Raw genomic sequence first — 22,151 nt, 5'->3', positions numbered from 1 at the left:
ATGGCACCCCTTCTCCAATACATCAGAAAACACGGAACATGGTCATTCGCGGCCATGGTGGCGGTTGCCGCCACCATGACGGGGTCCATCTCCTTTCTTTCCCCCCTGTATCCGGTGATGCTGGCGGTGTGCGCCGCCGTGTGCGTGACAAAGGCGAAGAAGACCAGCCTGGCCCTGATTCTCATGGCGGCGGCCTGCGTCCTGAGCCTGGTGTTCAACCAGCCGCCCGCCGTTTTCAAGCCCTGGTACCGCCTGGGTTATTTCCTCATCCTCCTGCTGGCGCTCACCCCGCTGACTTCCTCCCGCTCCTTGAACGTCTTCCGCCTGAATCTGTTTCTCTGGCTCATGCGTTTCTGCGTCTTCATCGGCGCAGGGTCCTTCATCGGCTACTTTCTGGGGATCAACTACATGCGCCACAACGCCAGCGGAATGATCAATGTGGCGGGCCTCTTCGGGGGGCTGGTCTGGCAATCCATCACGCTGGGGCTGCTCGCGGGGCTGGGGCTGGTTTACCTGACCGTTGTTCACATGGAAAACCGGAATCCCGGCAAAAAGGAACTTTATATCCGCCTGGGCCTGATGGTCGCCTGCCTGGGCTCCATCCTGCTCTCCGCCTCCCGCTCCGCCCTGGTAGCCACCCTGATGGGGGTGGGCTACGTCTTCTTCATGTACTTCAGGCATTCCCCCAAAAAACTGTTCAGGACGCTGCTGGCCCTGTTCTTCCTGGGAATCATCCTGGCGCCTTTCGTCCAGCACTTCGGCGCCAATACGCTTGCCAAGCAGCAAGCCAACGTAAACATGGGCAGCGCCATATCCTCCCGCTCCCACCTGTGGGAGGACCGGGAGAACGAATTCCTCTCCTCCCCCCTGTACGGCGTGGGATTCGCCTCCCAGAAAATCATTTCATTCAAGCAGTCCCTGGTCACCGGCATCATTGAGCCGGGCACGTCCTACGGGGCCGTCTTCGCCATGACGGGCCTGCTGGGCGGCGCCCCCTTCCTCTTCATCCTGTTCGGCAACCTGCTCAAGCGCCCGTTCCGCACGCCCGGCGCCCCGCCCGTTTCACCGGCGCAGGCGGCGCTGGCCCTCTTCTCCGTCCACATGGTCGCGGAGGGGTACGTCTTTGCCGCCGGCTCCGGACTGTCCGCCGTCTTCTGGGCCACCATCGGCGGGGCCTATGCCTTCCGCAACCTTCCCAATGGAGGAAAATAACACCATGGAATTCGTCTTCTGGCAAAACATGCTCAGCATCCACCAGTCAGCCCTGATCAAGGCACTGGCGCGGAAACATGACGTCCTGCTGGCGGTTCAAACGGATTTTGAAGGGGAGCGGCGCGCCAGCGGCTGGACGGTGCCGGACATGGGGAATGCCCGCATCCTCCTTTCTCCCTCCCCCCGGGAGGCGGAGGAAACCGTGCGCGCCCATCCCGCCGCCATCCATGTATTTTCCGGCATCAGCACTTACCCCATGGTTTACGCCGCCTTTAAACAGGCCGTCCGCAGCGGGCTGACCACCATGGTTTACGCGGAGCCCTACCGCCGCCAGGGGTGGCGCGGCGCGCTGAGAACCTTCAAGTACCGCCTTCTCCACGCCCGGTACGGGAAGAAAATAACGGCCCTGCTGGCTACGGGCAGGCTGGGCGTGGAATGCTACCGCCGCGCCGGATTCCCGGAGAATTCCATTTTTGAATGGGGCTATTTTACGGAATCCGCAGAGCCCGCGGGTACTTCCTCCGCCCCGGCCCCTGCTCCGGGGGAAAAACCGGACCTTCTATTCGTGGGCCAGCTCATTCCGCGCAAAAACGTTCTTCCCTTCCTCCGCGCCGCGCGGCAGTGCGGCGGAGCCTTCCGCCGCTGCCATGTGGTGGGGAACGGTCCCCTGAGGGAGCAGGCCGCCCTGGAGGCGCAGGGCTGCGCGCAGATTTCCCTGCTGGGCACGCAGGGGAATGAAGAAACGCGTAAGCTGATGCGCCGGTGTGACCTGCTCGTCCTCCCCAGCCTGTTTGACGGGTGGGGAGCCGTGGTGAATGAGGCCCTCCAAGCCGGAATGAGGGTGTTATGCTCCACCGCGTGCGGAGCCGCCAGCCTGCTGGACGGCCATCTGCGCGGCGGCACGTTTGACCCGGACCGTCCGGAGAACCTGCCCCGCGCCCTTCAGGAGTGGCTGGGCAAAGGCCCCCTTTCCCCCGCGGAACGGAACGCTATTTCCGCCTGGGCGGAACAACACGCCGGAGGAGCCGCCGCGGCCCGTTATCTGGAACAAATCGCCGCCTGGACGGAGGGCCGGGAACGGAACCGCCCCGTGGCTCCCTGGGCACAGATCAAAGGAACGGAATCATGAAGATACTGCATACCATCGCCTCCATGTCCTCCCGGTCCGGGGGAACCACGGCCTGCACCCGCGAGCTGGTCCGGGCCCTGAACGATGCAGGCTGCCCTACGGACGTCCTCACTGTGGAGGACAGCGCCGGGAGCGCCCCGGAGGAGGAAAGTGCCTTCATCCACGCCGTCCCCAACGACCTGCGCACCCCGCTGGGCATCTCCCGCAACCTGCGCTGCCGGCTGAAAAACTGGCAGGATTATGACCTTTACCACACCAACGGCCTGTGGCTGGACGTGAACCACGCCACCTGCGCGGAGGCCAGAAAGGCGGGCAAGCCCTGCGTGGTCTCCCCCCACGGGATGCTTTACCCCCAGGCCCTGGCCATCAAGCCCGGGAGAAAAAAACTCATGCTGGCGCTGGGCCACCGCCGGGACCTGTCCCATGCGGACTGCATCCACGCCACCTGCCGGGAAGAGGTGGTGCACCTGCGCGGGCTGGGCTTTACCAACCCCGTGGCGGTCATCCCCAATCCGGTGGCCGTGCCTCCATGGATTGACCAGATCCGGCGGAGCACGGGCGGGCGCTTCCGCGCCGGGTTCCTGGGCCGCTTCCACCCCATTAAAAATCTGGAAAGCCTTATCCGCGCGTGGGGCTCCCTCCACCTCCGGAACGGGGAACTCCTCCTCATCGGCGACGGCCCCGCGGATTACGTGGCGCACCTGAAGCGGCTGGCCGCGGAGGAGGGCGGGGAAAGCATCCGCTTCGCGGGCTTCGCCTCAGGGAGGGAAAAATATGAACTGCTTGCCTCCCTCAACGTCCTCTGCGCCCCCAGCCATCAGGAAAACTTCGGCATGGGCATTGCGGAAGGGCTGCTGGCGGGCACCCCCGTCATCGCAAGCACGGGCACCCCGTGGGAGGAACTCCGCACGCGCCGGTGCGGCTGGTGGTGCGGCAGCGGGACCGCATCCCTGGCCGCCGCGCTGGAAGAGGCCCTCAGCCTCACGCCGGAGGAAAGCCGCGCCATGGGGGAACGGGGCCGCTCCCTCATCATGGAAACGTACGCCTCCCACCATGTGGCCGCCAGCATGAAGAGCCTGTACGGCTACCTGCTGGGGCGGGAACCCAAACCGGACTTCCTTGACTTGTCATGAACATCCTCTTCCTGCTTGGGAAATTCCCCTCCATCGGCGGCGTGGAGACCGTCACCACCATCCTGGCGAATGAATTTTCCGCCCGGGGGCATGAGGTGCACGTGGTCTCCTTTGAACAGGCGGCGGAAACGCCCGCCCCCGCGCTGGACAGCCGGGTCACCCTGCACCGCTTAAGCTACCCCGTCTCCGGCCGGGCCAATATTTCCACCCTCCGGGACATCCTTTCCTCCCGCCGCATTGACGTCATCATCAACCAGTGGTGCCTGCCCTTCCACGTCACCCGCCTGTGCCGGAAGGCCATGCGGGGCCTCCCCTGCCTTCTGCTGGCCGTGCACCATAACGCGCCGGACTGCAACAAGAGGCTGGAAGGCCTCCGGATGCGGCTGGCCCGGACGGGGAACCCGGTAACAAGGGTCTTCCTGCGCCTCCTGCTGAAAGGCTGCGCCATGGCTACCGGGGCCAGCCTGCGTTACGTTTATGCCCATAGCGACCGTTACATCCTCCTTTCCGACAGCTTCCACCGGGCCTTCCGGAACATCACCGGACTGAAGAATACCGGAAAGCTCCTGACAATTCCCAACCCCGTCACCGTGGAAAACCGGGAATTCCGCTATGATCCGTCCTTCAAGAAGAAAGAGGTTCTCTTTGTGGGGCGGCTGGAACCCAACCAGAAAAGAGTCTCCCGCGTGCTGGAGACGTGGGCGCTGCTGGAACCCCGCTTCCCGGACTGGACCCTCCGCCTGGTGGGGGACGGCCCGGAAAAGGAGGCCCTTCAGGCATTCTGCGCGGAACACCGTCTGGAACACGTCTCCTTTGAGGGTTTCAGGAACCCTGCCCCGTATTACGAACAGGCTTCCCTGCTTTTTTTAACCTCGGAATATGAGGGATTCGGCCTGGTCATTGTGGAGGGCATGTCCTTCGGCGTCACCCCCATCGTTTACGGAAGTTTTTCCGCCGCCTATGACCTGGTGGACCACGGGAAGAACGGCTGCATCCTGCCGGCGTCCGGCGGGTTCCAGGCGCGGCAGATGGCTGACATGGCCGCCGGGCTGATGCAGTCCCCCTCCGCCCTGCACGCCATGGCGCGGGAAGCCGCCGCCAAAAGCCGGAAATTCACGCGCGAACACGTCGTCCGCCAGTGGGAGGAAGTCTTCCGCAATAACACGCCCACCCCCTAGCAGAACTTCATTCAGCCACCTCATGGAACAAATACGGAAAAAAACAGACATTGTGTTCACCATCAGCGGCAAGCTCCTGGCTTCCTGCGCCGTGGCCTATATGGCGCTGCCTACCATCCTCTTCCTGCTGGGCTGGGTCAGGCCCCTGTTCTCCGTTCCGGCGGCCATGGCCGTGGCGGCGGCTTCCGTCCTGCTGTGCGTAAAGCTCCCGGTCCCCTCGCTTCATTTCACCAGGCGGCAACTGGCCGTTTACCTCTGCGCCCTTCTTCTTTCCCTCCTGTGGCTGCTGGCGGGGGGCATTACGGGCGTGGTGCTCCAGCACGCGGACTTTGTCGTCCGCAACCCCATTTATGACACTCTCATCCGGTGTGACTGGCCCCTGGTGAACGCGGAAGGCAGGCACTTCATTTACTACCATGCCTTCTGGCTGCCTCCGGCCCTGATATGCAAATGCTTCTCCTGCTCGGACGTCTTCACTGTCAACTACGTTCTGACCGCCTGGATTGAACTGGGCCTGGCGCTGGCGCTCACGGTCCTTTGGGGCAAATTCCGCATGGCTACCCTGCTCTTCCTGGTCCTGCTCATCTTCCAGGGCCCGCTGGACGGAATAGTCAGATGGAGCGTGCATTTATTCAACCCGCAGGGGCAGACTGCCCATGAACTCTACCTGACGGTGCTGGCCTTCTTCGGCGGCGTGGCCTCCACCATGCAATTGCACTACACCTTCCACCATACCACGCTGCTGTGGCTGTTCGTCGCCATGGCCTTTGCCTGGAACATTCCGCCCCGCTACCAGCTCTTCCTGGCCTCCCTGTGCCTGCTCGCCTCCCCCATCGGTTCGCTGGGCCTGCTGGTCTTCATCGCCGTCCGCGCACTGGTCCGCCACACTCCCGCCAGGCAGTATTTTTCCTCCTGGACGGTGCTGGCGGGCGGCGCGCTTGTCCTGCTGGCGGGAATCTACTTCACGAGCAGCAACGGGAACAACCGCATCCGCCTGACGTGGGAGGATTCCCCCTTTGACCTGCTCCGGCACGGCGGCTGGAAATTCTGGGGCGCGCTGGCCGGGTCCTGGCTGCTGACAGTCGGCGCTCCGGCAGTCCTGCTGTTCCGCCGCTTTAAAAAAGACGCCCTCTTCTGGACCGCGCTGACCGTTCTGACCCTCACCTACTTCATTTACATAGGGTCCGTGGGCGGCTACAATGAATTCTGCTACAAGGCCTCAAGCGTCAGCTTCTTCTGCCTGGCTCTCCTTTTCACCCGCATCTTTGCGGAGCCGGTGGGTACCCGCCCGTGGCGCGCCTGGTGCGTCTGCTACCTGGCGCTGGCGTCCCTGCCCAGCCTCTCCGTCTTCGCCAAGGCCGCGCCCACGCTCGCCTTCACGGAGCCCGCGCGGCTTGCCAACATGCAGCGGCTGTGGGAGGGCCACCTCCACCATCCGGAGCATCCCTGGAACGCCCCGCTGTGGGGCAACGGAGAGGGAGCCGCCTTCCGGGCCGTCTATTTCCAGAAGGCGGGCCAGTCCGCGGACGGCCCGCTGAGCCCATTTTCCACCGGAATAAGAACGGACATGGAGCCTGCTACCGCCCCGCGGCCATAATCACCTTTCACCATTTACTCCCATCCTCCGCCATGGATCTTTCCCGTTACCAGGAACACTACTCCCTCAGCCACCGCCTCAAACGGTACGGCTGGTACATTGTCAACCGGACCCTCTTCCGGATCATGGTCACCAACACCATGAAAGTCCCCCGGAATCTTCTGCTGCGCCTGTTCGGGGCAAAAATACCGCTCGTCTCCCTCGTGTATCCCAGCAGCAGGATCTGGGCGCCGTGGAACCTCTCCATGGGGGAATACGCCTGCATCGGCCCCGACACGGAAATCTACAACAAGGCCCCCATCACCATCGGGAACCATGCCGTCATCTCCCAGGGGGCTTTCCTTTGCACGGCCTCCCATGATATCTCGGACCCCCGCCACCCCCTCATCTGCGCCCCCATTACCGTGGAAGACCAGGCATGGGTGGCGGCCCAGGCCTTCGTGGGCATGGGGGTGACAATAAGCAATGGAGCGGTGGTGGGAGCAAGATCTGCCGTGTTCAAAGATGTAGAACCATGGACGGTTGTCGGGGGAAATCCTGCCAAATTCATTAAGAAAAGGGAACTCTCAAACAATAAGGATTAGAATATGCCTGCCATCTGTTTATCTATCATCATTCCTGTTTATAATGCGGAAGCTTTCTTAAAACGGTGCCTTGACAGCATCTTATCACAAAATATTGATAACATTGAAATTATATGTATCAATGATGGCTCTACTGACAATAGTAGGGAGGTCCTGGATCAATATCAAGTTGCATACGGCCCGGTTATAACTGTCATCAATCAGCCAAATAAAGGAGTTAGTGCCGCGAGGAATGCAGGGATAGATAAGGCGACAGGCCAATATATTATGTTTGTAGATGCTGATGACTACTTACTTCCAAACACATTAAAAACCGGGTTATCCGAAGTACAGGAATTTGATTCTGATTTGACGATATTTAGTACGCAGCATTCCACAAGAAATGGAAAATTGCATACAAATGTGACAGCAAAGAAACAATATAATTCGCCGCTGGCATGTTTTAAAGTCCTTCTTGATTTAGATGATCTGACTTTTGGTTCTCTATGGTCTAAAGTATACAAAAAGGAGATTATCAAACAACATAACCTGAAGCTTGATCCCCAGTTAAGGTTGCATGAAGATGCATGTTTCAACTATTGTTATTTAAAAAAATGTACATGCGTACAAACACTGCCATTAGTCCTCTATTGCTATGATATAAGTTTTTCAAATACCACTTGCAAATTTTATGGAGATGTATTTTTTAGCTGTGAAAAAATACATCTTGATGCTATAAGGGATGTCTGTAATTTTTATGCAAAACAGTATTGCAGCGAAAATTTTACAACTATTCTTCTAGAAAGAAAATTGCAAGTTTTCTCATATAATATCGTATTTCAGATCTATAACCTGTTCCGTTCAAGGGAAAATAAAAAGTATTATCATCTGACACGCCTGTCTCAATTTGCAAATGAGCAATTTCCAAATTGGAGTTACAATCTTGAATCCGGAATACCAAAAATTGTTGGCATTCTTTCTCGTCATCATCTATTTATATTATACTTATTCCTATCACTCGTCTTCTTTGTAGAAAGAAATAAGAAACAAAAGAAAATAAAAAATAATTATTTTCTTTAGCCTTGCCGAGACCGACCTCTCCGATTCTTCCATTTTAGATCATTGATAAACAACATCAGAATTTTATCGTTATCATCTGAATACCGTTGATAGAGAATAAAAATAGCGTGACAAGGCTACTCTATATAAAATCTCGAAATAAAATATGCTCGACCTCTCCGTCATCATCCTTGCCAAGAATGAGGAACTTCACATCCGCCGCTGCCTGGAGAACATCCTCCCTGCGGCCAAAGAGGTTTTCGTCATCGACTGCTTTTCCACGGACAACACCGCCGCCATCTGCCGGGAATACCCCCGGGTGCAGGTCATCCAGCACGAATGGCCCGGCCTCTACGCCCCGCAGTTCAACTGGGCGCTGGACAACTGCCCCATCACCACCGCCTGGGTTCTGCGCCTGGATGCGGACGAGTGGTTCATGCCGGAAGCCCTGGAGGAACTGAAGGAAAAACTCCCCTCCCTGCCGGAAGACGTCACCGGAGTCATCCACAAGCGCAGGCACATCTTCCTGGGCCGGTGGATGAAGCACGGCGTTTACCCCGTCAAGCTGCTGCGCCTGTTCCGGTATGGCGCGGCCAGATGCGAACAGCGCTATATGGACGAACACATGGAACTCTGCCGCGGGCGCGCCGTGGAGTTCGAGCACGACTTCGTGGACGAGAACCTGAACGGCCTGGGCTGGTGGGCGCACAAGCACGTGGACTACTCCGCCCGGGAGCTGGCGGACCTGGAAGACATCCTCTCCGCCGCCGCCGCGGACTCCGGCATCAACGGGCAGGCGGAAAGGAAGCGCGCCATGAAGGAACGCTACGCCCGGCAGCCGCTCTTCTGGCGCTCCTTCGCCTACTTCTGCTACCGCTACTTCCTCAAACTGGGTTTTCTGGACGGCCGGGAAGGATTTTTGTGGCATTTCATGCAGGGATGGTGGTACAGGACCCTCGTGGACGCCCGGCAATTTGAGAAACAGAAAAAAGACTCCGGCAAGACGGCGCGCTGACCTCCCATTCCTTCCCGCTTTTCCATGAACCCCTTCTTTTCCATCATCATTCCCGTTTACCGTTCCGGCCCCTTTCTCCGGGACTGCCTGGATTCCGTCAGGAACCAGACCATGACGGACTGGGAATGCATCTGCATCAATGACGGCTCCCCGGACGGGAGCGGCGCCATCCTGGACGAATACGCCCGGAAGGACGCGCGCTTCACCGCCATCCACCAGGACAACCGGGGCGTGAGCGCCGCCCGCAATGCGGGCCTTTCCCGGGCGCGGGGAACCTGGACCGCCTTCGTGGACGGGGACGACTCCGTGGAGCCGGACATGCTGGCCTGCCTTCATGACGCCGCCCTCCGCACGCCGGAAGCCGCGCTCCACTGCTACGGAATCAGCAAGGACTTCCACACGGGCAGCCGCCTCATCCGCACGGAAACCACGCTGCCCAGCCGGGACCAGTACATTCCCGCGGAGGAAACGGGCGCCTTCCTGCGCTACCTGCTCACCAGCCTGGACATGGAATCCGCCTGCAACAAATTGTTCCGCACGGAGCTTCTGAAAAAAAACGGCCTCCGGTTCAACGCCTCCGCGGTGGTGTTTGAAGACTTCCAGTTCGTCCTGGACTACTTCTCCGCCTGCGCTCCGGGCATCAACCTGGTGAAAAGGGCCTTCTACCACTACCAAGCGCGGGAGGAGGAAAACGGAGCGGCCAAGCGCAGCCGCTTTAACCTCGTGCAGGACATAGACACTCTGGTAGCCAAGTTCCTGGCGTGGACGGACGCCCTTGCCATCCCGCGGGAAGACGCTTCCGCAGTCAGGAGCTACATCCTGCAAAAGACCAACGTGATCTTCCACGCCCTCCGGCAGCAGCCCTACGCCTCCCGCAAACAGGTTTTCAGGGATTTTCTTTCCAGCGGGCTTGCGGCCCGCAAGGCTGAACTGCGCCTGTGCGGCCCGTACTTCCACCTGGTTTGCCGCCTGCTGGCCGCGCGCAGGTACCGCATGGCCCATCTCCTGCTGAAAACAAGGCATCTTTAATGCCGTGCCCTCTCAACCTTCCACTCTCCTTCCCTTTTCCAGCCATGCAAGCCGCCATTGACAGCGCCCTTCCCCCGCACGCAGCCGCGCCCGGCAAGCAACGGATTCCTCAAGTGGACTACCTCAAGGGCATTCTGATCACCCTGATGGTCCTTTTCCACCTGTCCTGGTTTTCCACGTACTACCTGGACGTCACGCGGTACGTGTACGTCTTCCACATGTCCGGTTTCATCATCCTTTCCGGCTTCTTTGCCAATACGGACAAGACCCCGGGCCAGTTCCTGAAAACATGGCTGGGCATTCTGGTTCCGTACCTGGTCTTTGAATCGCTGTACTACCTGGCCCTGGCCCATCTGCCCGCCTCCATTCCCGCCAGCAACCGCCTGGAACCCGCGTTCACGGCCTTCTGGAAAACGCTGCTGCTGGCCCCGGCGGGAACGTACTGGTACCTCTATCTCCTGGTGGTGTGCCTGGGCGTTTATTATCTCGTCTCCCGCATTCCGCGGCTCTCCCCTCCGGCCCGGCTGGCCGTAACCGCCGCTATCCTGGCGGCGGTTTCCTGGCTTAACCCGGCGTTCCAGATGATTCACGTCGCTTACTTTCTCCTGGGGGCCTTCTTCCGGACGACCGGGCTTCCCATCCTGAAATGCTTCTTCCCCACCCTGTGGGCGGCTGTCCCCGCCGCCGCGCTCTGCCTCCTTTTCCCCCTCCCCGCCCGGGACGGCATGCTGGGGCTGTGCCTGTGCATGCTGACGCTCAGTTTTCTGGTAAAAACGCATGACTTCGCGGGAGAAGCCGTCCGGCGGCTGTTCACCTACCTGGGAAGGAATTCCCTGTCCATCGTAATCTTTTCCCCAGCCTTCACGCTCCTGTGCAAGCCGCTGGCCCCGGTGCTGGCCTTTGATTCCAGCAGAATCTGCTTTGCCGTCCTGTCCGTGACGCTGGTGCTGGCGGCCTGCCTGGGAGCCACCGGACTATGCGACGCCCTGGGCTGGAGCAAGTTCCTGTTCTTCAAAAAGAAGATGTACTCTCCCGTTGCCCTTTCCGTTGAACCGGCCGCCCCCCTGACTTACCCTTCATGACCCTGGACGCACACACCCCCCTGTTCAGCATCATCATCCCGGTGTACCGGAATGAAAAGCAGCTTGCGGCCTGCCTGGATTCCATCCGGAGCCAGACCCTGGAGGATTGGGAGTGCATCTGCATTAATGGCGGCTCTACGGACGGGAGAGCGGATATTCTGGACGGCTATTCCCTGCGGGACAAGCTCCCTTCAGGCATTCCACTTGCGGCAAACAATAATGTTCCGGCCTGCCGGGGCAGGATATATAAAAAAGAATTTCCGGTAAAAAATAAGATAAAATTCCCGGAAAGATTCAAATTTGCGGAAGATCTTTATCTTACGGCCCAATATTTCTGCATTTGCACCTCCGCAACCGTCATCAGCAAGCCTTTTTATCAATATTCCACCAACGGGGAAACCGGAGCTACAAGCGGCTTCTTCAACCGGAGGAAACCTCCGGAGGATTTCCGCACCGCCCTTCAACCCGTCCTGGATTTGAGCAAATGCCTGAACGGGCGTTCCCCGTACAGCAGGAACTACTTTCTCCGGAACAAAAGCCTGCTCGCCCTGTTCACGCTCTCCTATTCAGACTATAAATTCATTTCAGACAGAATAAAAACCCTCTATCCGGAGCATGAAAAAATACGCAACACTTGCAAACCAGCCTCTGATACTTTACTTTTTTCTTAAATCAAATTACGGGCGCACCTTTAAAAACTGGCTGGCCGGCAAAAAGCACATTTCCACATGAATAACATCAAGAAGGAAACCCGGATGACGAACCCTCTCTCAAGCGGCGGCGCGGCAAATGCCTCCGGCCTATGCGCCTCCGCCGGCCCCTGTTCCTGCGCCCGGCAGGTGCGGAACGGATAAAACCCGCCCGCATTCCTTTCCAGCCCTATGCTCCAGCCCCTCGTCAGCATCATCATTCCCGTCTTCAAGGTGGAGGAGCACCTGCGCCAATGCCTGGATTCCGTCCTCAGCCAGACGGTGGAAGAATGGGAGTGCATCTGCATTGACGACGGCTCCCCGGACGGGAGCGGCGCCATTCTGGATGAATACGGCGCCAGGGACGTGCGGTTCCGCATCATCCACAAGCGGAATGAAGGCGTATCCGCCGCACGCAACCAGGGCATGGAACTGGCCTCCGCGCCCTGGCTGACGTTCGTGGATTCCGACGACTGGATGGAACCTGACGCGCTGGAATGCCTGCTGGCCTCCATGAAGGAAAGCCGCGCCGACATGGCGGTGTGCTCCATCTTCATTCACCAGTCAAACCGGGAAGACGCCTATACGGAAATTCCCCACCGCCCTCTTGGAAATCTTCCGGAATGCCCGGTTACCAATGAGGCCTTTTCCGGCTCCTCCCTGGTGGACGTATCCGTTTGGGCCAAGCTCTTCAAAACGGAAACCGTCAGACGTAACGGGATTCATTTCATCCCGGACCTCAAGGTTTCAGAAGACATGGAATTCTCCACCCGGCTGCTCTGCCACTGCAACCGCATCTCCATCATTCCGCGCCCCCTGTACCATTACCGGACGGGCCATGAAAGCAGCATCATGAACAATCTCATGAACGGAAGGATGAGCACGGCGGATTTCATCAACTCCATCAGGGCCATTTACCACCTGTACCAGTGCGTTCCCCGGGGCCTGCCCGGGAAGGAACGCCGGGAACGCGTCACGGGCACGCTGCGCAGGGCCCTGGCGGGGAAGAACTTTTACGGGCAGGTGCTCCGGCGGCTTGCGCGGGAAGACCGCGCGGCCATCCTTGGCAGCACCGCCTTTCCTTATTCAACCTATCTGCGGAAGGGGAAAAAAATGACGTCACTGCGCCTGATGTTCCGGCATTGGAGAATGCAGGCGGGCATCGGAACGCGGCTCCTTTCCCTGCTGAATAGAATCAGAACCCCTTTCCAGAGCGGACGCCCATGAAGATAGGCATCATCACCATTCATTACTCATTCATCACCAGCAATTACGGCTCCCTGCTGCAATTGTACGCCATGCAGCGCGTGCTGGGCGGCATGTCCATTCAATCCGCGCTGATCAAGCAACTTCCGGCTTTGCCCCCCGTCCCCGCTCCCCCCACCTCCCGGCAAAAGCTGGCCTACTATCTTCACCATCCCCTCCGCTTCCTGGCTCGCTGCGCGCGTTCTCTCGCCCCCCGGAGAAAAACACCCCTTCCTCCCCCGCCGTTCGACGCCTTTCTGGAGAAGGAAATCCACAGCCTGCCCCCGGTCTTCCGTCCGGGAGAGCTTCACGCGGAAAAATTGGGCTTTGACCTGTACCTGGCGGGAAGCGACCAGATATGGACTTCCTGCGAACCGGAAAAACTCCTGGACTTCGCCCCTCCCGGCAAGCGCATTGCGTACGCCGCCAGCGCCGCGTGGGGAAAACAGACTCCGGAATGGTTCGCACATGCGCGGAGGGAATTCCCCGGATTTGCCGCCATTTCCGTGCGTGAAAAAAACGGAGTGGATATCTGCCGGAAAGCCGGAGCGGAAAAGGTGGACGTGGTACTGGACCCCACCCTCCTGCCGGACCGCCGCGAGTATACAAGGCTGCTGGAAGGCCGCCCCCCCTACCTGGCCGCCCCTTATGTGCTGGGGTACTTTCTCAACATAAGCAGCCTTTCCCAATTGCCGTGGAAACAGGTAAAAGCCGTGAGCAGGAGGATGCACGCCCCTCTTCATGTGGTTCCCCTCCAGGGGGCGGAACACTGCATTCCGGAAAAATACGCCATCACCCCGGACCCCTACCAATTTTTGCAGGCTTTTCAGGAAGCCTCCTGCGTCATCACCAATTCATTCCACGGGACGGTATTTGCCATCATCATGCAAAAGCCTTTCCTGACCATCCTCCAGAACGGACACACGGCCACCCAGAACGCCCGCGTCCTTTCCCTTCTGGAAGCCTTGGGCCTGGAGGACAGGATATACTGCCCGGAACAGGGCTCCATGAACGCGCAACTGGAGCGCCCCGTCAACTGGGAAGCCACGGAACGGAACCTGGAAGCCCTGCGCCGCCATTCCATGGACTTCCTGGGGAATGCCATTCAACAATGCACCCCCTGTCCCCGCCATGACTGAAGAAAACAGCAACAGGCGCATTGCGCGCAATACCATGCTGCTCTATTCCCGCTCGCTGATCAATCTGCTCATCGGGCTGTACACCTCGCGCCTTACGCTTGACGCCCTGGGCATAGCGGATTATGGGATTTACAACGTGGTGGGCAGCCTGGTGGCCCTTTTCGGCCTGTTCAACGGAAGCCTGAATACGGCCATCAGCCGGTTCATCACCTATGAGCTGGGAAAGAACAACCACGAGAAGCTGAACAAGGTTTTTTCCTCCTCCCTGAGCATCCTGTTCCTCTTTGCCCTTGTCATTTTCATTCTGGGGGAAACGGTGGGGCTTTGGGCGGTCAATTACCACATGGTTTTTCCCGCGGACCGCATGACGGCCGTCAACTGGGTTTACCAGCTCTCCCTGATGACCTTCCTGGTCAGCGTGCTCAACGTAGCTTACTCCGCCACGCTGGCGGCCCATGAGAATTTCCGCATTATGGCGTCCGTGGACATCACGCTGACCGTGGTCAAGGTCGTCTGCGTGATCCTGCTGTACTACGTCCCCATGGACCGGCTGATTTACTTTGCCGGGTACTGTTTCCTGTTCACCCTGGCTTCAAGCGGCTTTTACATCTTTTACTGCAAGAGGCATTACCCGAGCTGCCGCTACCGCCTTATTCTGGACAAGCCCTTCCTTAAAGAAATGGGAGCGTTTTACTCCTGGAACCTGTTCGGTTCCGTGGCATGGTTGCTGAAAGGGTCCGGCATCAACGTCGTCATCAACCTCTTCTTCGGGGTTCTCATCAATGCCGCCCAGGCTGTGGCTTCCCAGGTATCCATGGGGGTGACGGCCCTGATGGGGAGCTTTTCCAGCGCCGTGCAGCCCCAAATCATCAAGAGCTATGCCTCCGGCGACTATGGGCATATGTGGAAACTCGTCTTCAACGGAACGCGCTACAGTTTCTTCCTGCTGGCCGTGTTCATCATCCCGCTGTGCTTCAACATTGATTTCATCCTGTCCCTCTGGCTCAAGGAAATCCCCACGTACACCAATATCTTCATTATCCTTTTCCTGACGAACGTCCTGATGGAAAGCTACTCCTCCTATTTGATCACCGTGATGCTGGCTACGGGTAAAATTGCGTTTTACCAGGTCAGCGTAGGCACCATCCTCCTGCTCAATATTCCCTTGAGCTATCTGGCCTTCAAATGGGGATACGGCCCCACAAGCTTCCTGGTGGTATCCATCCTGCTGACGCTCGCGGCGTCCGGCCTTCGGCTTTTCCTGTTAAAGAAAATGTTCTCCCTCTCCATCACGTTCTTCGTCCGCTCCGTTTTTCTTAAAACGCTTTCCGTCGTCCTTCTGATCTGCGCCTTGAATTCCGTTCTTCTCTTCCTCTTCCCTGATATTCCCTACGGCAACATCATCATACTTCTCCTGTCCTGCTGCATTTCCATGGCGGGCATTTACTTCCTGGGCCTGACCTCCACGGAACGCCGTATTGTCCTCCAGCAGGCAAGAAAATATCTTCATTGTTAATCTTCATCCACGAACATGATCACTCTGGAAAGCAAACAGGACTGCTGCGGCTGCCATGCCTGCGTGACCATCTGCCCCCGGAAATGCATTTCCATGCATGCAGATGAAGAAGGTTTCCTGTACCCCTCAACGGATTTGAATCTCTGCGTGGACTGCCATTTGTGCGAACGCGCCTGCCCGATGATCTCCCCTCCCGTCCCGCCATCTACCGTGCCGGATGGAGGGGACTCCTCCATCAAGGCCTATGCGGCGCGGTGCAGGGATGAACGGCTCAAAAGCAACAGCGCCTCGGGAGGTATCTTCCCTGTTCTGGCTGAACAGGTGCTGAAGGAAGGCGGCGTTGTCTTCGGCGCCAGGTGGGATGAGGATTTCATGGCCGTGCGCCATGATTTCATCACAGACATGAAAGATTTGCACCTCCTTCAGGGCAGCAAGTATATTCAATCCTCCATGGGAAATGCGTTTCTCCTGGTCCAGGACTTTCTGAAACAAGGCCGTAAGGTCTTATTTTCCGGAACTCCATGCCAGATTTCGGGTTTAAGAAAGGTCATCCGGAAGCATTCCGATCGGCTGATCACCGTAGATGTTGCCTGCCACAGCGTGCCTTCCCCCAAAGTCTGGCAGGCCTTTTTCCGCGACCTGATGTCCAGAAACAAGATTTCCGGGGCAACAGGCGTTTTCATGAGAAAAAGGACCTTTGATCCACAGCGCGGCTGGAGATGTGATTCCTTTCTGGTGGAATCAGGCCATTCCGGCAAACCTGCATTCCAGGATTCCATTTACCAGACTTCCTACGGACTCGGTTTTCTGGAAGGACTCTTTTCCCGCCCATCATGTGAACGATGCCCCGCCAAAAACATGGCAAGCGGCAGTGACATCACCTTGGGAGACTTCTGGGGGGTGGAAAATTATTTTCCGGACTTGTCCATGCAGGAAGGCCTTTCCATCATAATCTGCAAATCGCCGAAAGCTCATGCATTGCTGGACTTGGTACGTGATGCCTTTTCCATTTTACGGTCCGCGGAATATGAACAGGCCGCAACTCATAACGAAGGCCTGCGTTTTGACCCCAGAAAAAATCCCGGTCGGGATTCTTTTTTCCGGCGATTGGTTAAATGCCGGTCTGACCGGGCCGCAGTCAGGCTCATGGACTCCTATTTCAAGCCCACTCTTTTCACAAAAGTGAAAACAAAGCTGAAATCCATCTTGAAACGCATCATTTTAATGAGCTCCTTCCGGAACCTTATCCACTAATTCAATATTTATTTCCGACCCCGTTGAAAAACTCTCTCAACATGGAAATACCGAAAAAGCGCGTCGTATGGATTGACGTATCAAGAGTGCTTGCAGCGCTCCTGATCATGTACGTCCACCTGTCCTCCCCCCTGCTCAAGACAACGGGAATCCATCTCTTCTACAATGGCAGGGTTCCCTTCTTCCTGGTACTGGCAGGGTACTTCCTGGGCAGAAACATCACCTGGAACAAGGCTTTTGACCGGGCTTTATGGCTATTTATCCCGTACATGCTCTGGAACGTGCTGTACCTGTTCCTTCTTTCCCGCCACGGCGGCAGTTCCTTCCAGTTGGCGGACCTGGCAGGCATCCGGGACGTCTTTCTGCCCGGCATGGACATCTTCTCCTTCGGGAGCGAGCCTCATGACGTTCCCCCCATCGGCCCCTCCTGGTTCCTGCGGGACATCATCATTCTTACCCTGCTGACGCCGCTGCTGGCCCGCATTAAAATACTGCTGCTGCCCGCGTTGCTCCTCTTTTTCTCCTTCTGCAACATGGCTCCCGATCCTCTCGTGACGCTCTCCGTAGGGTCCTGCGCCTTCTACCTGCTGGGCGTCGTGCTCAGCTCCCGCCGGATTGACGACATCCACCTGGTGTTGAACAAAAAATTCGGCATCGTCTTCTGCGCAAGCATTCTCGTTTCCTCCGCGATGGTTCTGCTGCACTCCGCCGGAATCCTCTCCCTGTGGACGGAAACGGTCGCGGGCATGCTGCTGGGAGTCATGCTGGTTATGTACGCGGGCATCTGGATGGAAAAGCGCCTTCCCGGCGTGGCCGCCAGAATAGCCCTGCTGGCTCCCGCCTGCTTTCTGACGTTCATGCTGCACATGCCCATTTACAAATGCCTTCCTCCCTCCATGAAATTCGGCGCGTTCGCCCTGTTCACGCCGTTGCTGACATTCACGGCCATTGTGCTGTTTTACGTTGCCTTGAAACGTTTCGCCCCGTTCCTGCTGCCGTATCTGGCCCATGTTAAACGGCCGTCAGGAAAGCCGTCGGCTTAAACCCATTAAAAACAAGCGGCACGGCCATTTCCGCCCGGAGGAGCCTTGTTATCCCATGGCCGCTTTCCCCGGATACGTCCGCCAGGGTCCCTGCCCTCTCTGCAAACATAGCGGGGCGGGACCTGAACGTGCACGGAGACTTTAATTCCAGCAATAAAATTGCGGGGAACCGGGAACGCCCTAACGTGGCAAACAAGGACTGCGAGCCGCAGCAAAAACACTGCCCACGGTTTTTTATTCATTTCTGATAACGGATAAAGTCCCCAGAAAAGAACGGAAGCCAAATGGCTCTGTCCAAAAAAACAGCGGCCTCTTCGTGAAACAGCCGCATTCATTGACGGCATTCATCCTTTATTGTGTTCAATAAGGACATTCATTGAGCGATTATCAATCATACTCAGCTCAAAATCTTTGATTCACCATTACAATGAGCAAAGTTCCCCACATGGAAGAACCTCTTGTGGATATTCTGCAGCTGGGGCGTTGGATGGCTGAAAATCATATCAGCCGCTCCGCGCTGGCTTCAGCCATTGGCATGAACAGAAGCGCCATTGACAATTATTTTGTCAGAAAAAAACTCTCCCGCCACGCTCAAATCCTCATCAAGCGGTTTATGGAAGGCCAGGAGGCCGTGGGCGGCGCCCCTCATGAGATTTCCTCCCTCATCACGGTTCCCCTGAGCAACAGGGTACTCAACCTTGCCATGAAGGCGGCCGTCCGGCAAAACCTCACGATGGAGGAATTCCTGTCACGGGCTGTGGAAGCGGCCGCGAAGAACCTCACAGACGGAGAGGACGGAGCCCAATGAACCGCCGGAAAGAAGTGACCGCAGACGCGGCAGGCTCCGGCATGGACAACTCCGCGCCCCTGGTACTGCCCATGGGTGGGCCGGTCCATTCCAGAAACTACGGCATTGATTTTCTCAGATGCCTGTCCATGTTCTTCGTGGTTCTTCTGCACGTGCTCAAATGGGGGGAGGCCGGCAATCTGGCCAACAACACCCTGGGAACTCCCAATTACGCCGTTTCATGGTTTCTTGAGCTCAGCGCCTTCTGCGCGGTCAACAGTTTTGCGCTTATTACAGGTTATGTGGGCGTCAGGGTGCCGCACCGCATTTCCCGTTTTATCAATTTATGGTTTCAGGTTTTCTTTTACACCGTTGGAATAACCTTTTTATTTAAATGGCTCATGCCGGGAAGCGTAAACCTTAAGGGAATGTTCCAGGCCTTCTTTCCCGTTTTGCGCATGGCCTATTGGTACTTTACGGCTTATGCCGTCCTTTTTTTCTTTATTCCCTTCCTGAATACGCTCATCCGTTCCCTTGGCAGGGAATCCGCCAAATGGCTTTGCCTGCTGATCTTCATTATTTTCTCCCTCCTGGCCACCATCTCCGGAAATGAAGACTGGCTCAGCCACGGCGGATACAGCGCCATCTGGCTGGGCTGCCTGTATGTTGCGGGAGGCTGCATCAGCCATTTCCAGTTATGGAGCACGTTAAAGCGGCCCGCGTTTTATTACCTCCTTTGCTGCCTTCTGGCTACGGCGGGCATGCTGGCATGGGATTATCTTCCCTTCCGGCAGGGCATTTCGGAAAAACTCTTTGCCGTTTATACGGCGCCGTTCTGCTGCCTGTCCTCCTTCTTCCTGCTCCAGGCCTGCGCGCGCATGCGCATCACCAGCAGGGCGGCCATCCGCCTGATTTCCCTCCTTGCCCCGTTTTCCTTTGCCGTTTACCTGATTCACTCCAATCCCCTTGTGTGGCATCATGTCATGAAGGGACGGTTTGCCGTGCTGCAGGATTCCCCCTGGTACATCATGGCCGCGGGAGCGCTGGGAATCAGCCTGGGCATCTACCTGGCATGCAGCATGATCGACTCCGTCCGGAGCGTCCTGTTCCGCCTGCTCCATATCCGGGAACTCTCCGTTAAACTGGAGGCTGTCCTGTCAAAATTGAAGCAATGGATTCTCCGGAGCATTCCATCATAACTTCCGGGCCTAAATTTAACTGTAAATTCTTTCAATTTCCTAAAGAATGTCTTGCGGAATTGAACGGCATCATTATTATGGCCGCAAAACATGCAATATACAACTATTACCTCTGCCGTGTGCGCGGCGGCCTTCTCTCTCTCCGGCATGGCCTCCGCAGATATTCATGTCCCCCTGCGGGCGCTGAATGCATCCTATGACGCCTCCCGCCCGTTTTCCGCCATGCTGGCGACGGGCTATGCTACAGAATACATCAGCCGCGGCCTTTCCTTTGAGTTTTCCGGCACCAACCACGTGATTCCCGTGGCGGCCGTCGGCTCCTATGACCTCAATGACAAATACGCCCTGCTTGCGGGGTTGAAATACGAGTGGCTGACCCAGAACAACCTGACCCACAGCCACATCGGCATCTCTGATGAATCTACGGCCCTGCTGGGCGTCACCCGCAAGCTCAGCGACTATACCATGGTTTCCCTGGGCTACCAGTTCGTCAACGGCGGCCTGCCCGGCCTGATGAACGGCCACCTGGGCCAGACCTCCGGCTTCCCGGCGTTTGACCACGCCCGCGCGGAAGAGCACAGCTTCGTCATGGACCTCCATCACGACTTCGGCAAGGGGCTTGAAAACTTCTTCTGGGACTGCCGCGTCCAGTACACCTTCCGCTGGATGTCCGGCTGGTGGTTCACCAACACCCTGGGTTACAAATATGACTTTAACCAGGCCGTCTCCCTGATCGTAGCGGGAACGTGGAATGCCACCGTCGGCTATTTTGACCGGACTTCCATCAATGACAACGGAACGCAGGGCATCGGCGTGACCGTGGCCGTCCCCTTCAAAACCGTAGACCGCCTGGTCCTCACCCCGTTCATCAGCACCGTCTGGCTGGGCAACGGCGGCAGAACGGCCAACCACCGCATCTATACCGAACGTTATTCCCTGGGAGCCCCCATCCAGATCTACCATAACTTCACGTTTGTGGCGGGCCTGGGGGTTACCTACTCCTTCTAAGCCTCCATTCATCCATACCCCTGCGGCCCCCGGCGCTTCCAAGCAACGCGCCGGGGGCCTGCTTCTCTCCCCTGCCATGCCCCTGTCCGCCGTTTTCCATACTGATTCCCTCCAGGAACAGGTTGCCGCCCTGGGCGACGCCTTCGCCATTGCCGGGGAATTCCTCCATTGCGATACCATCAACAGCGGCCATATCAACCTGACCTTCCGGGCCACCTACCGGAAAATGGACGGCACCACGGACCGCTACATCTTCCAGCGCGTCAATGACGCCGTCTTCCAATGCCCCCGGGACGTGATGCACAATGTGGAAAAGGTGACCAACCACATCCGGTGGAAAATGCTCCGGGTGCTGAAAACGCCCTTCCGCCAGACGCTTAACCTGTATTCCGCCCGCGGAGGCCGCAAGTACCTGGAAATTCCCGGCTCCGGCTTCTGGCGCTGCTACAACTGCATTGAAAGCACCCACACGTTTGACGTGGCGGAACATCCCCGCCAGGCTTATGAAGCGGCCCGCGCTTTCGGCGCCTTCCAGCAGCTCCTGTGCGACATGAATCCGGAGGATATTCATGAGACCATCCCGTTTTTCCACCACACCCGCAGGCGCTTTGACCGCCTGGAAAAAGCGGCAGCCCGTGATTCCCGCGGAAGGCTGGACTCCTGCCGGAGGGAGCTGGAGTTCATCCGCCGCCGTGAACGGTACGTGGACGTTCTGCTGGACCTTCAGGAACAGGGGGAGCTCCCCGTCAGAATCGTGCACAATGATACCAAGATCAACAACGTGATGCTGGACAAGGAAACGGACAAGGCCGTCTGCGTCATTGACCTGGACACGGTGATGCCCGGCAGCGTGCTGTATGACTTTGGAGACATGGTGCGCACCATGACCTCCCCCGCGGCGGAAGATGAGGAAGACCTGGATAAGACCTTCCTGCGCATGCCCATGTTTGAAGCTGTGGTCAGGGGATACCTGGACGCCGCCAGGAACTTCATCACGCCGCTGGAAGTCTCCAAACTGGCCTTTTCCGGAGTGCTCATCACGCTGGAAACCGGAATCCGCTTCCTGACGGACTACCTGGAGGGGGACGTTTACTTTAAAACGGAGCGGGACCGCCACAACCTGCACCGGGCGCGCACCCAGCTCAAGCTGGTGGAAAGCATGGAAGAGCAAATGCCGGAAATGGAAGAATGCATCCGGCGCTGTTTTCATGCGGCCTCCCACTGACGGAAACCTAATTAACGGACGCCTGATTTTGTGATCGTCTCAGAACGCG

The 22,151-nt window shown here is 57.7% G+C and carries 20 protein-coding genes; all 20 read left to right on the top strand.

Annotated features, from left to right (window positions below; genetic code table 11):
- The 20 genes from CXU21_RS01705 (at window position 1) to CXU21_RS01610 (ending at window position 22,102) form a co-directional block, all read left to right on the top strand.
- The gene (locus CXU21_RS01705) at window positions 1–1,212 is read left to right on the top strand and encodes an O-antigen ligase family protein (RefSeq protein WP_146016905.1); all 1,212 of its coding nucleotides are present in this window, start codon (window positions 1–3) and stop codon (window positions 1,210–1,212) included.
- A 4-nt stretch (window positions 1,213–1,216) separates the two neighbouring features.
- Window positions 1,217–2,341 (top strand): glycosyltransferase family 4 protein, encoded by a 1,125-nt coding sequence (locus tag CXU21_RS01700; RefSeq protein ID WP_180972578.1) that lies wholly within the window; start codon window positions 1,217–1,219, stop codon window positions 2,339–2,341.
- The gene (locus tag CXU21_RS01695) at window positions 2,338–3,474 is read left to right on the top strand and encodes a glycosyltransferase (RefSeq protein WP_102724819.1); all 1,137 of its coding nucleotides are present in this window, start codon (window positions 2,338–2,340) and stop codon (window positions 3,472–3,474) included. Before CXU21_RS01700 ends, CXU21_RS01695 begins: the two co-directional genes overlap by 4 nt.
- Window positions 3,471–4,652 (top strand): glycosyltransferase, encoded by a 1,182-nt coding sequence (locus tag CXU21_RS01690; RefSeq protein ID WP_102724818.1) that lies wholly within the window; start codon window positions 3,471–3,473, stop codon window positions 4,650–4,652. Before CXU21_RS01695 ends, CXU21_RS01690 begins: the two co-directional genes overlap by 4 nt.
- 22 nt (window positions 4,653–4,674) lie before the next feature.
- Complete coding sequence (locus tag CXU21_RS01685) at window positions 4,675–6,249, top strand: hypothetical protein (RefSeq protein WP_146016904.1); 1,575 nt, start codon at window positions 4,675–4,677, stop codon at window positions 6,247–6,249.
- 32 nt (window positions 6,250–6,281) lie between these two features.
- Window positions 6,282–6,833, top strand: coding sequence for a putative colanic acid biosynthesis acetyltransferase (locus tag CXU21_RS01680; RefSeq protein WP_102713240.1), 552 nt, complete (start codon window positions 6,282–6,284; stop codon window positions 6,831–6,833).
- A 3-nt stretch (window positions 6,834–6,836) separates the two neighbouring features.
- The gene (locus CXU21_RS01675) at window positions 6,837–7,892 is read left to right on the top strand and encodes a glycosyltransferase family 2 protein (RefSeq protein WP_102724816.1); all 1,056 of its coding nucleotides are present in this window, start codon (window positions 6,837–6,839) and stop codon (window positions 7,890–7,892) included.
- A 145-nt stretch (window positions 7,893–8,037) separates the two neighbouring features.
- Complete coding sequence (locus tag CXU21_RS01670; RefSeq protein ID WP_102724815.1) at window positions 8,038–8,886, top strand: glycosyltransferase family 2 protein; 849 nt, start codon at window positions 8,038–8,040, stop codon at window positions 8,884–8,886.
- Between the two features lie 24 nt (window positions 8,887–8,910).
- The gene (locus CXU21_RS01665; RefSeq protein ID WP_102724814.1) at window positions 8,911–9,915 is read left to right on the top strand and encodes a glycosyltransferase family 2 protein; all 1,005 of its coding nucleotides are present in this window, start codon (window positions 8,911–8,913) and stop codon (window positions 9,913–9,915) included.
- 44 nt (window positions 9,916–9,959) lie between these two features.
- Window positions 9,960–10,997 carry an acyltransferase family protein gene (locus CXU21_RS01660; RefSeq protein ID WP_180972577.1) on the top strand — a complete coding sequence of 346 codons (1,038 nt, stop codon included), beginning with the start codon at window positions 9,960–9,962 and terminating at the stop codon, window positions 10,995–10,997.
- A complete protein-coding gene (locus CXU21_RS01655) occupies window positions 10,994–11,668 on the top strand; it encodes a glycosyltransferase family 2 protein (RefSeq protein ID WP_102724812.1) in 675 nt (224 codons plus the stop codon). Before CXU21_RS01660 ends, CXU21_RS01655 begins: the two co-directional genes overlap by 4 nt.
- 210 nt (window positions 11,669–11,878) lie before the next feature.
- Window positions 11,879–12,913, top strand: coding sequence for a glycosyltransferase family 2 protein (locus CXU21_RS01650; RefSeq protein WP_102724811.1), 1,035 nt, complete (start codon window positions 11,879–11,881; stop codon window positions 12,911–12,913).
- Window positions 12,910–14,070 (top strand): polysaccharide pyruvyl transferase family protein, encoded by a 1,161-nt coding sequence (locus CXU21_RS01645; protein WP_102724810.1) that lies wholly within the window; start codon window positions 12,910–12,912, stop codon window positions 14,068–14,070. Before CXU21_RS01650 ends, CXU21_RS01645 begins: the two co-directional genes overlap by 4 nt.
- Window positions 14,063–15,586, top strand: a complete 1,524-nt coding sequence (locus CXU21_RS01640) for a hypothetical protein (protein ID WP_102713256.1) — start codon at window positions 14,063–14,065, stop codon at window positions 15,584–15,586. The genes CXU21_RS01645 and CXU21_RS01640 overlap by 8 nt, the downstream gene beginning before the upstream one ends.
- A gap of 15 nt (window positions 15,587–15,601) precedes the next feature.
- Window positions 15,602–16,840 carry a Coenzyme F420 hydrogenase/dehydrogenase, beta subunit C-terminal domain gene (locus CXU21_RS01635; RefSeq protein WP_102724809.1) on the top strand — a complete coding sequence of 413 codons (1,239 nt, stop codon included), beginning with the start codon at window positions 15,602–15,604 and terminating at the stop codon, window positions 16,838–16,840.
- Between the two features lie 41 nt (window positions 16,841–16,881).
- On the top strand, window positions 16,882–17,883 hold the full coding sequence (locus CXU21_RS01630) for an acyltransferase family protein (RefSeq protein ID WP_102724808.1): 1,002 nt from the start codon (window positions 16,882–16,884) through the stop codon (window positions 17,881–17,883).
- Between the two features lie 427 nt (window positions 17,884–18,310).
- Entirely contained in the window at window positions 18,311–18,691 is a 381-nt protein-coding gene (locus tag CXU21_RS01625) for a hypothetical protein (RefSeq protein WP_102713262.1), read from the top strand.
- Window positions 18,688–19,869: an acyltransferase gene (locus CXU21_RS01620; protein ID WP_102724807.1), complete on the top strand. Its 1,182-nt coding sequence runs from the start codon at window positions 18,688–18,690 to the stop codon at window positions 19,867–19,869. Before CXU21_RS01625 ends, CXU21_RS01620 begins: the two co-directional genes overlap by 4 nt.
- Window positions 19,870–19,959: 90 nt before the next feature.
- Window positions 19,960–20,877, top strand: a complete 918-nt coding sequence (locus tag CXU21_RS01615) for a hypothetical protein (protein ID WP_146016903.1) — start codon at window positions 19,960–19,962, stop codon at window positions 20,875–20,877.
- Between the two features lie 76 nt (window positions 20,878–20,953).
- Window positions 20,954–22,102, top strand: a complete 1,149-nt coding sequence (locus CXU21_RS01610) for a phosphotransferase enzyme family protein (protein WP_102713910.1) — start codon at window positions 20,954–20,956, stop codon at window positions 22,100–22,102.
- The last annotated feature ends 49 nt before the right edge of the window (window positions 22,103–22,151 follow it).

Origin of the sequence: Akkermansia muciniphila, assembly GCF_002884975.1 — a bacterium.
Lineage (GTDB): Bacteria > Verrucomicrobiota > Verrucomicrobiia > Verrucomicrobiales > Akkermansiaceae > Akkermansia > Akkermansia muciniphila_C.
This window is presented reverse-complemented; position numbering and strand designations above follow the sequence as displayed.

What these genes read in the sequence shown, in the direction of transcription:
- CXU21_RS01610 (WP_102713910.1), top strand. Translation starts at nt 20,954, where the DNA reads ATGCCCCTGTCCGCCGTTTTCCATACTGATTCCCTCCAGGAACAGGTT.
- CXU21_RS01640 (WP_102713256.1), top strand. Translation starts at nt 14,063, where the DNA reads ATGACTGAAGAAAACAGCAACAGGCGCATTGCGCGCAATACCATGCTG.
- CXU21_RS01675 (WP_102724816.1), top strand. Translation starts at nt 6,837, where the DNA reads ATGCCTGCCATCTGTTTATCTATCATCATTCCTGTTTATAATGCGGAA.
- CXU21_RS01685 (WP_146016904.1), top strand. Translation starts at nt 4,675, where the DNA reads ATGGAACAAATACGGAAAAAAACAGACATTGTGTTCACCATCAGCGGC.
- CXU21_RS01650 (WP_102724811.1), top strand. Translation starts at nt 11,879, where the DNA reads ATGCTCCAGCCCCTCGTCAGCATCATCATTCCCGTCTTCAAGGTGGAG.
- CXU21_RS01700 (WP_180972578.1), top strand. Translation starts at nt 1,217, where the DNA reads ATGGAATTCGTCTTCTGGCAAAACATGCTCAGCATCCACCAGTCAGCC.
- CXU21_RS01660 (WP_180972577.1), top strand. Translation starts at nt 9,960, where the DNA reads ATGCAAGCCGCCATTGACAGCGCCCTTCCCCCGCACGCAGCCGCGCCC.
- CXU21_RS01625 (WP_102713262.1), top strand. Translation starts at nt 18,311, where the DNA reads ATGAGCAAAGTTCCCCACATGGAAGAACCTCTTGTGGATATTCTGCAG.
- CXU21_RS01620 (WP_102724807.1), top strand. Translation starts at nt 18,688, where the DNA reads ATGAACCGCCGGAAAGAAGTGACCGCAGACGCGGCAGGCTCCGGCATG.
- CXU21_RS01635 (WP_102724809.1), top strand. Translation starts at nt 15,602, where the DNA reads ATGATCACTCTGGAAAGCAAACAGGACTGCTGCGGCTGCCATGCCTGC.
- CXU21_RS01665 (WP_102724814.1), top strand. Translation starts at nt 8,911, where the DNA reads ATGAACCCCTTCTTTTCCATCATCATTCCCGTTTACCGTTCCGGCCCC.
- CXU21_RS01705 (WP_146016905.1), top strand. Translation starts at nt 1, where the DNA reads ATGGCACCCCTTCTCCAATACATCAGAAAACACGGAACATGGTCATTC.
- CXU21_RS01680 (WP_102713240.1), top strand. Translation starts at nt 6,282, where the DNA reads ATGGATCTTTCCCGTTACCAGGAACACTACTCCCTCAGCCACCGCCTC.
- CXU21_RS01615 (WP_146016903.1), top strand. Translation starts at nt 19,960, where the DNA reads ATGCAATATACAACTATTACCTCTGCCGTGTGCGCGGCGGCCTTCTCT.
- CXU21_RS01645 (WP_102724810.1), top strand. Translation starts at nt 12,910, where the DNA reads ATGAAGATAGGCATCATCACCATTCATTACTCATTCATCACCAGCAAT.
- CXU21_RS01690 (WP_102724818.1), top strand. Translation starts at nt 3,471, where the DNA reads ATGAACATCCTCTTCCTGCTTGGGAAATTCCCCTCCATCGGCGGCGTG.
- CXU21_RS01630 (WP_102724808.1), top strand. Translation starts at nt 16,882, where the DNA reads ATGGAAATACCGAAAAAGCGCGTCGTATGGATTGACGTATCAAGAGTG.
- CXU21_RS01670 (WP_102724815.1), top strand. Translation starts at nt 8,038, where the DNA reads ATGCTCGACCTCTCCGTCATCATCCTTGCCAAGAATGAGGAACTTCAC.
- CXU21_RS01695 (WP_102724819.1), top strand. Translation starts at nt 2,338, where the DNA reads ATGAAGATACTGCATACCATCGCCTCCATGTCCTCCCGGTCCGGGGGA.
- CXU21_RS01655 (WP_102724812.1), top strand. Translation starts at nt 10,994, where the DNA reads ATGACCCTGGACGCACACACCCCCCTGTTCAGCATCATCATCCCGGTG.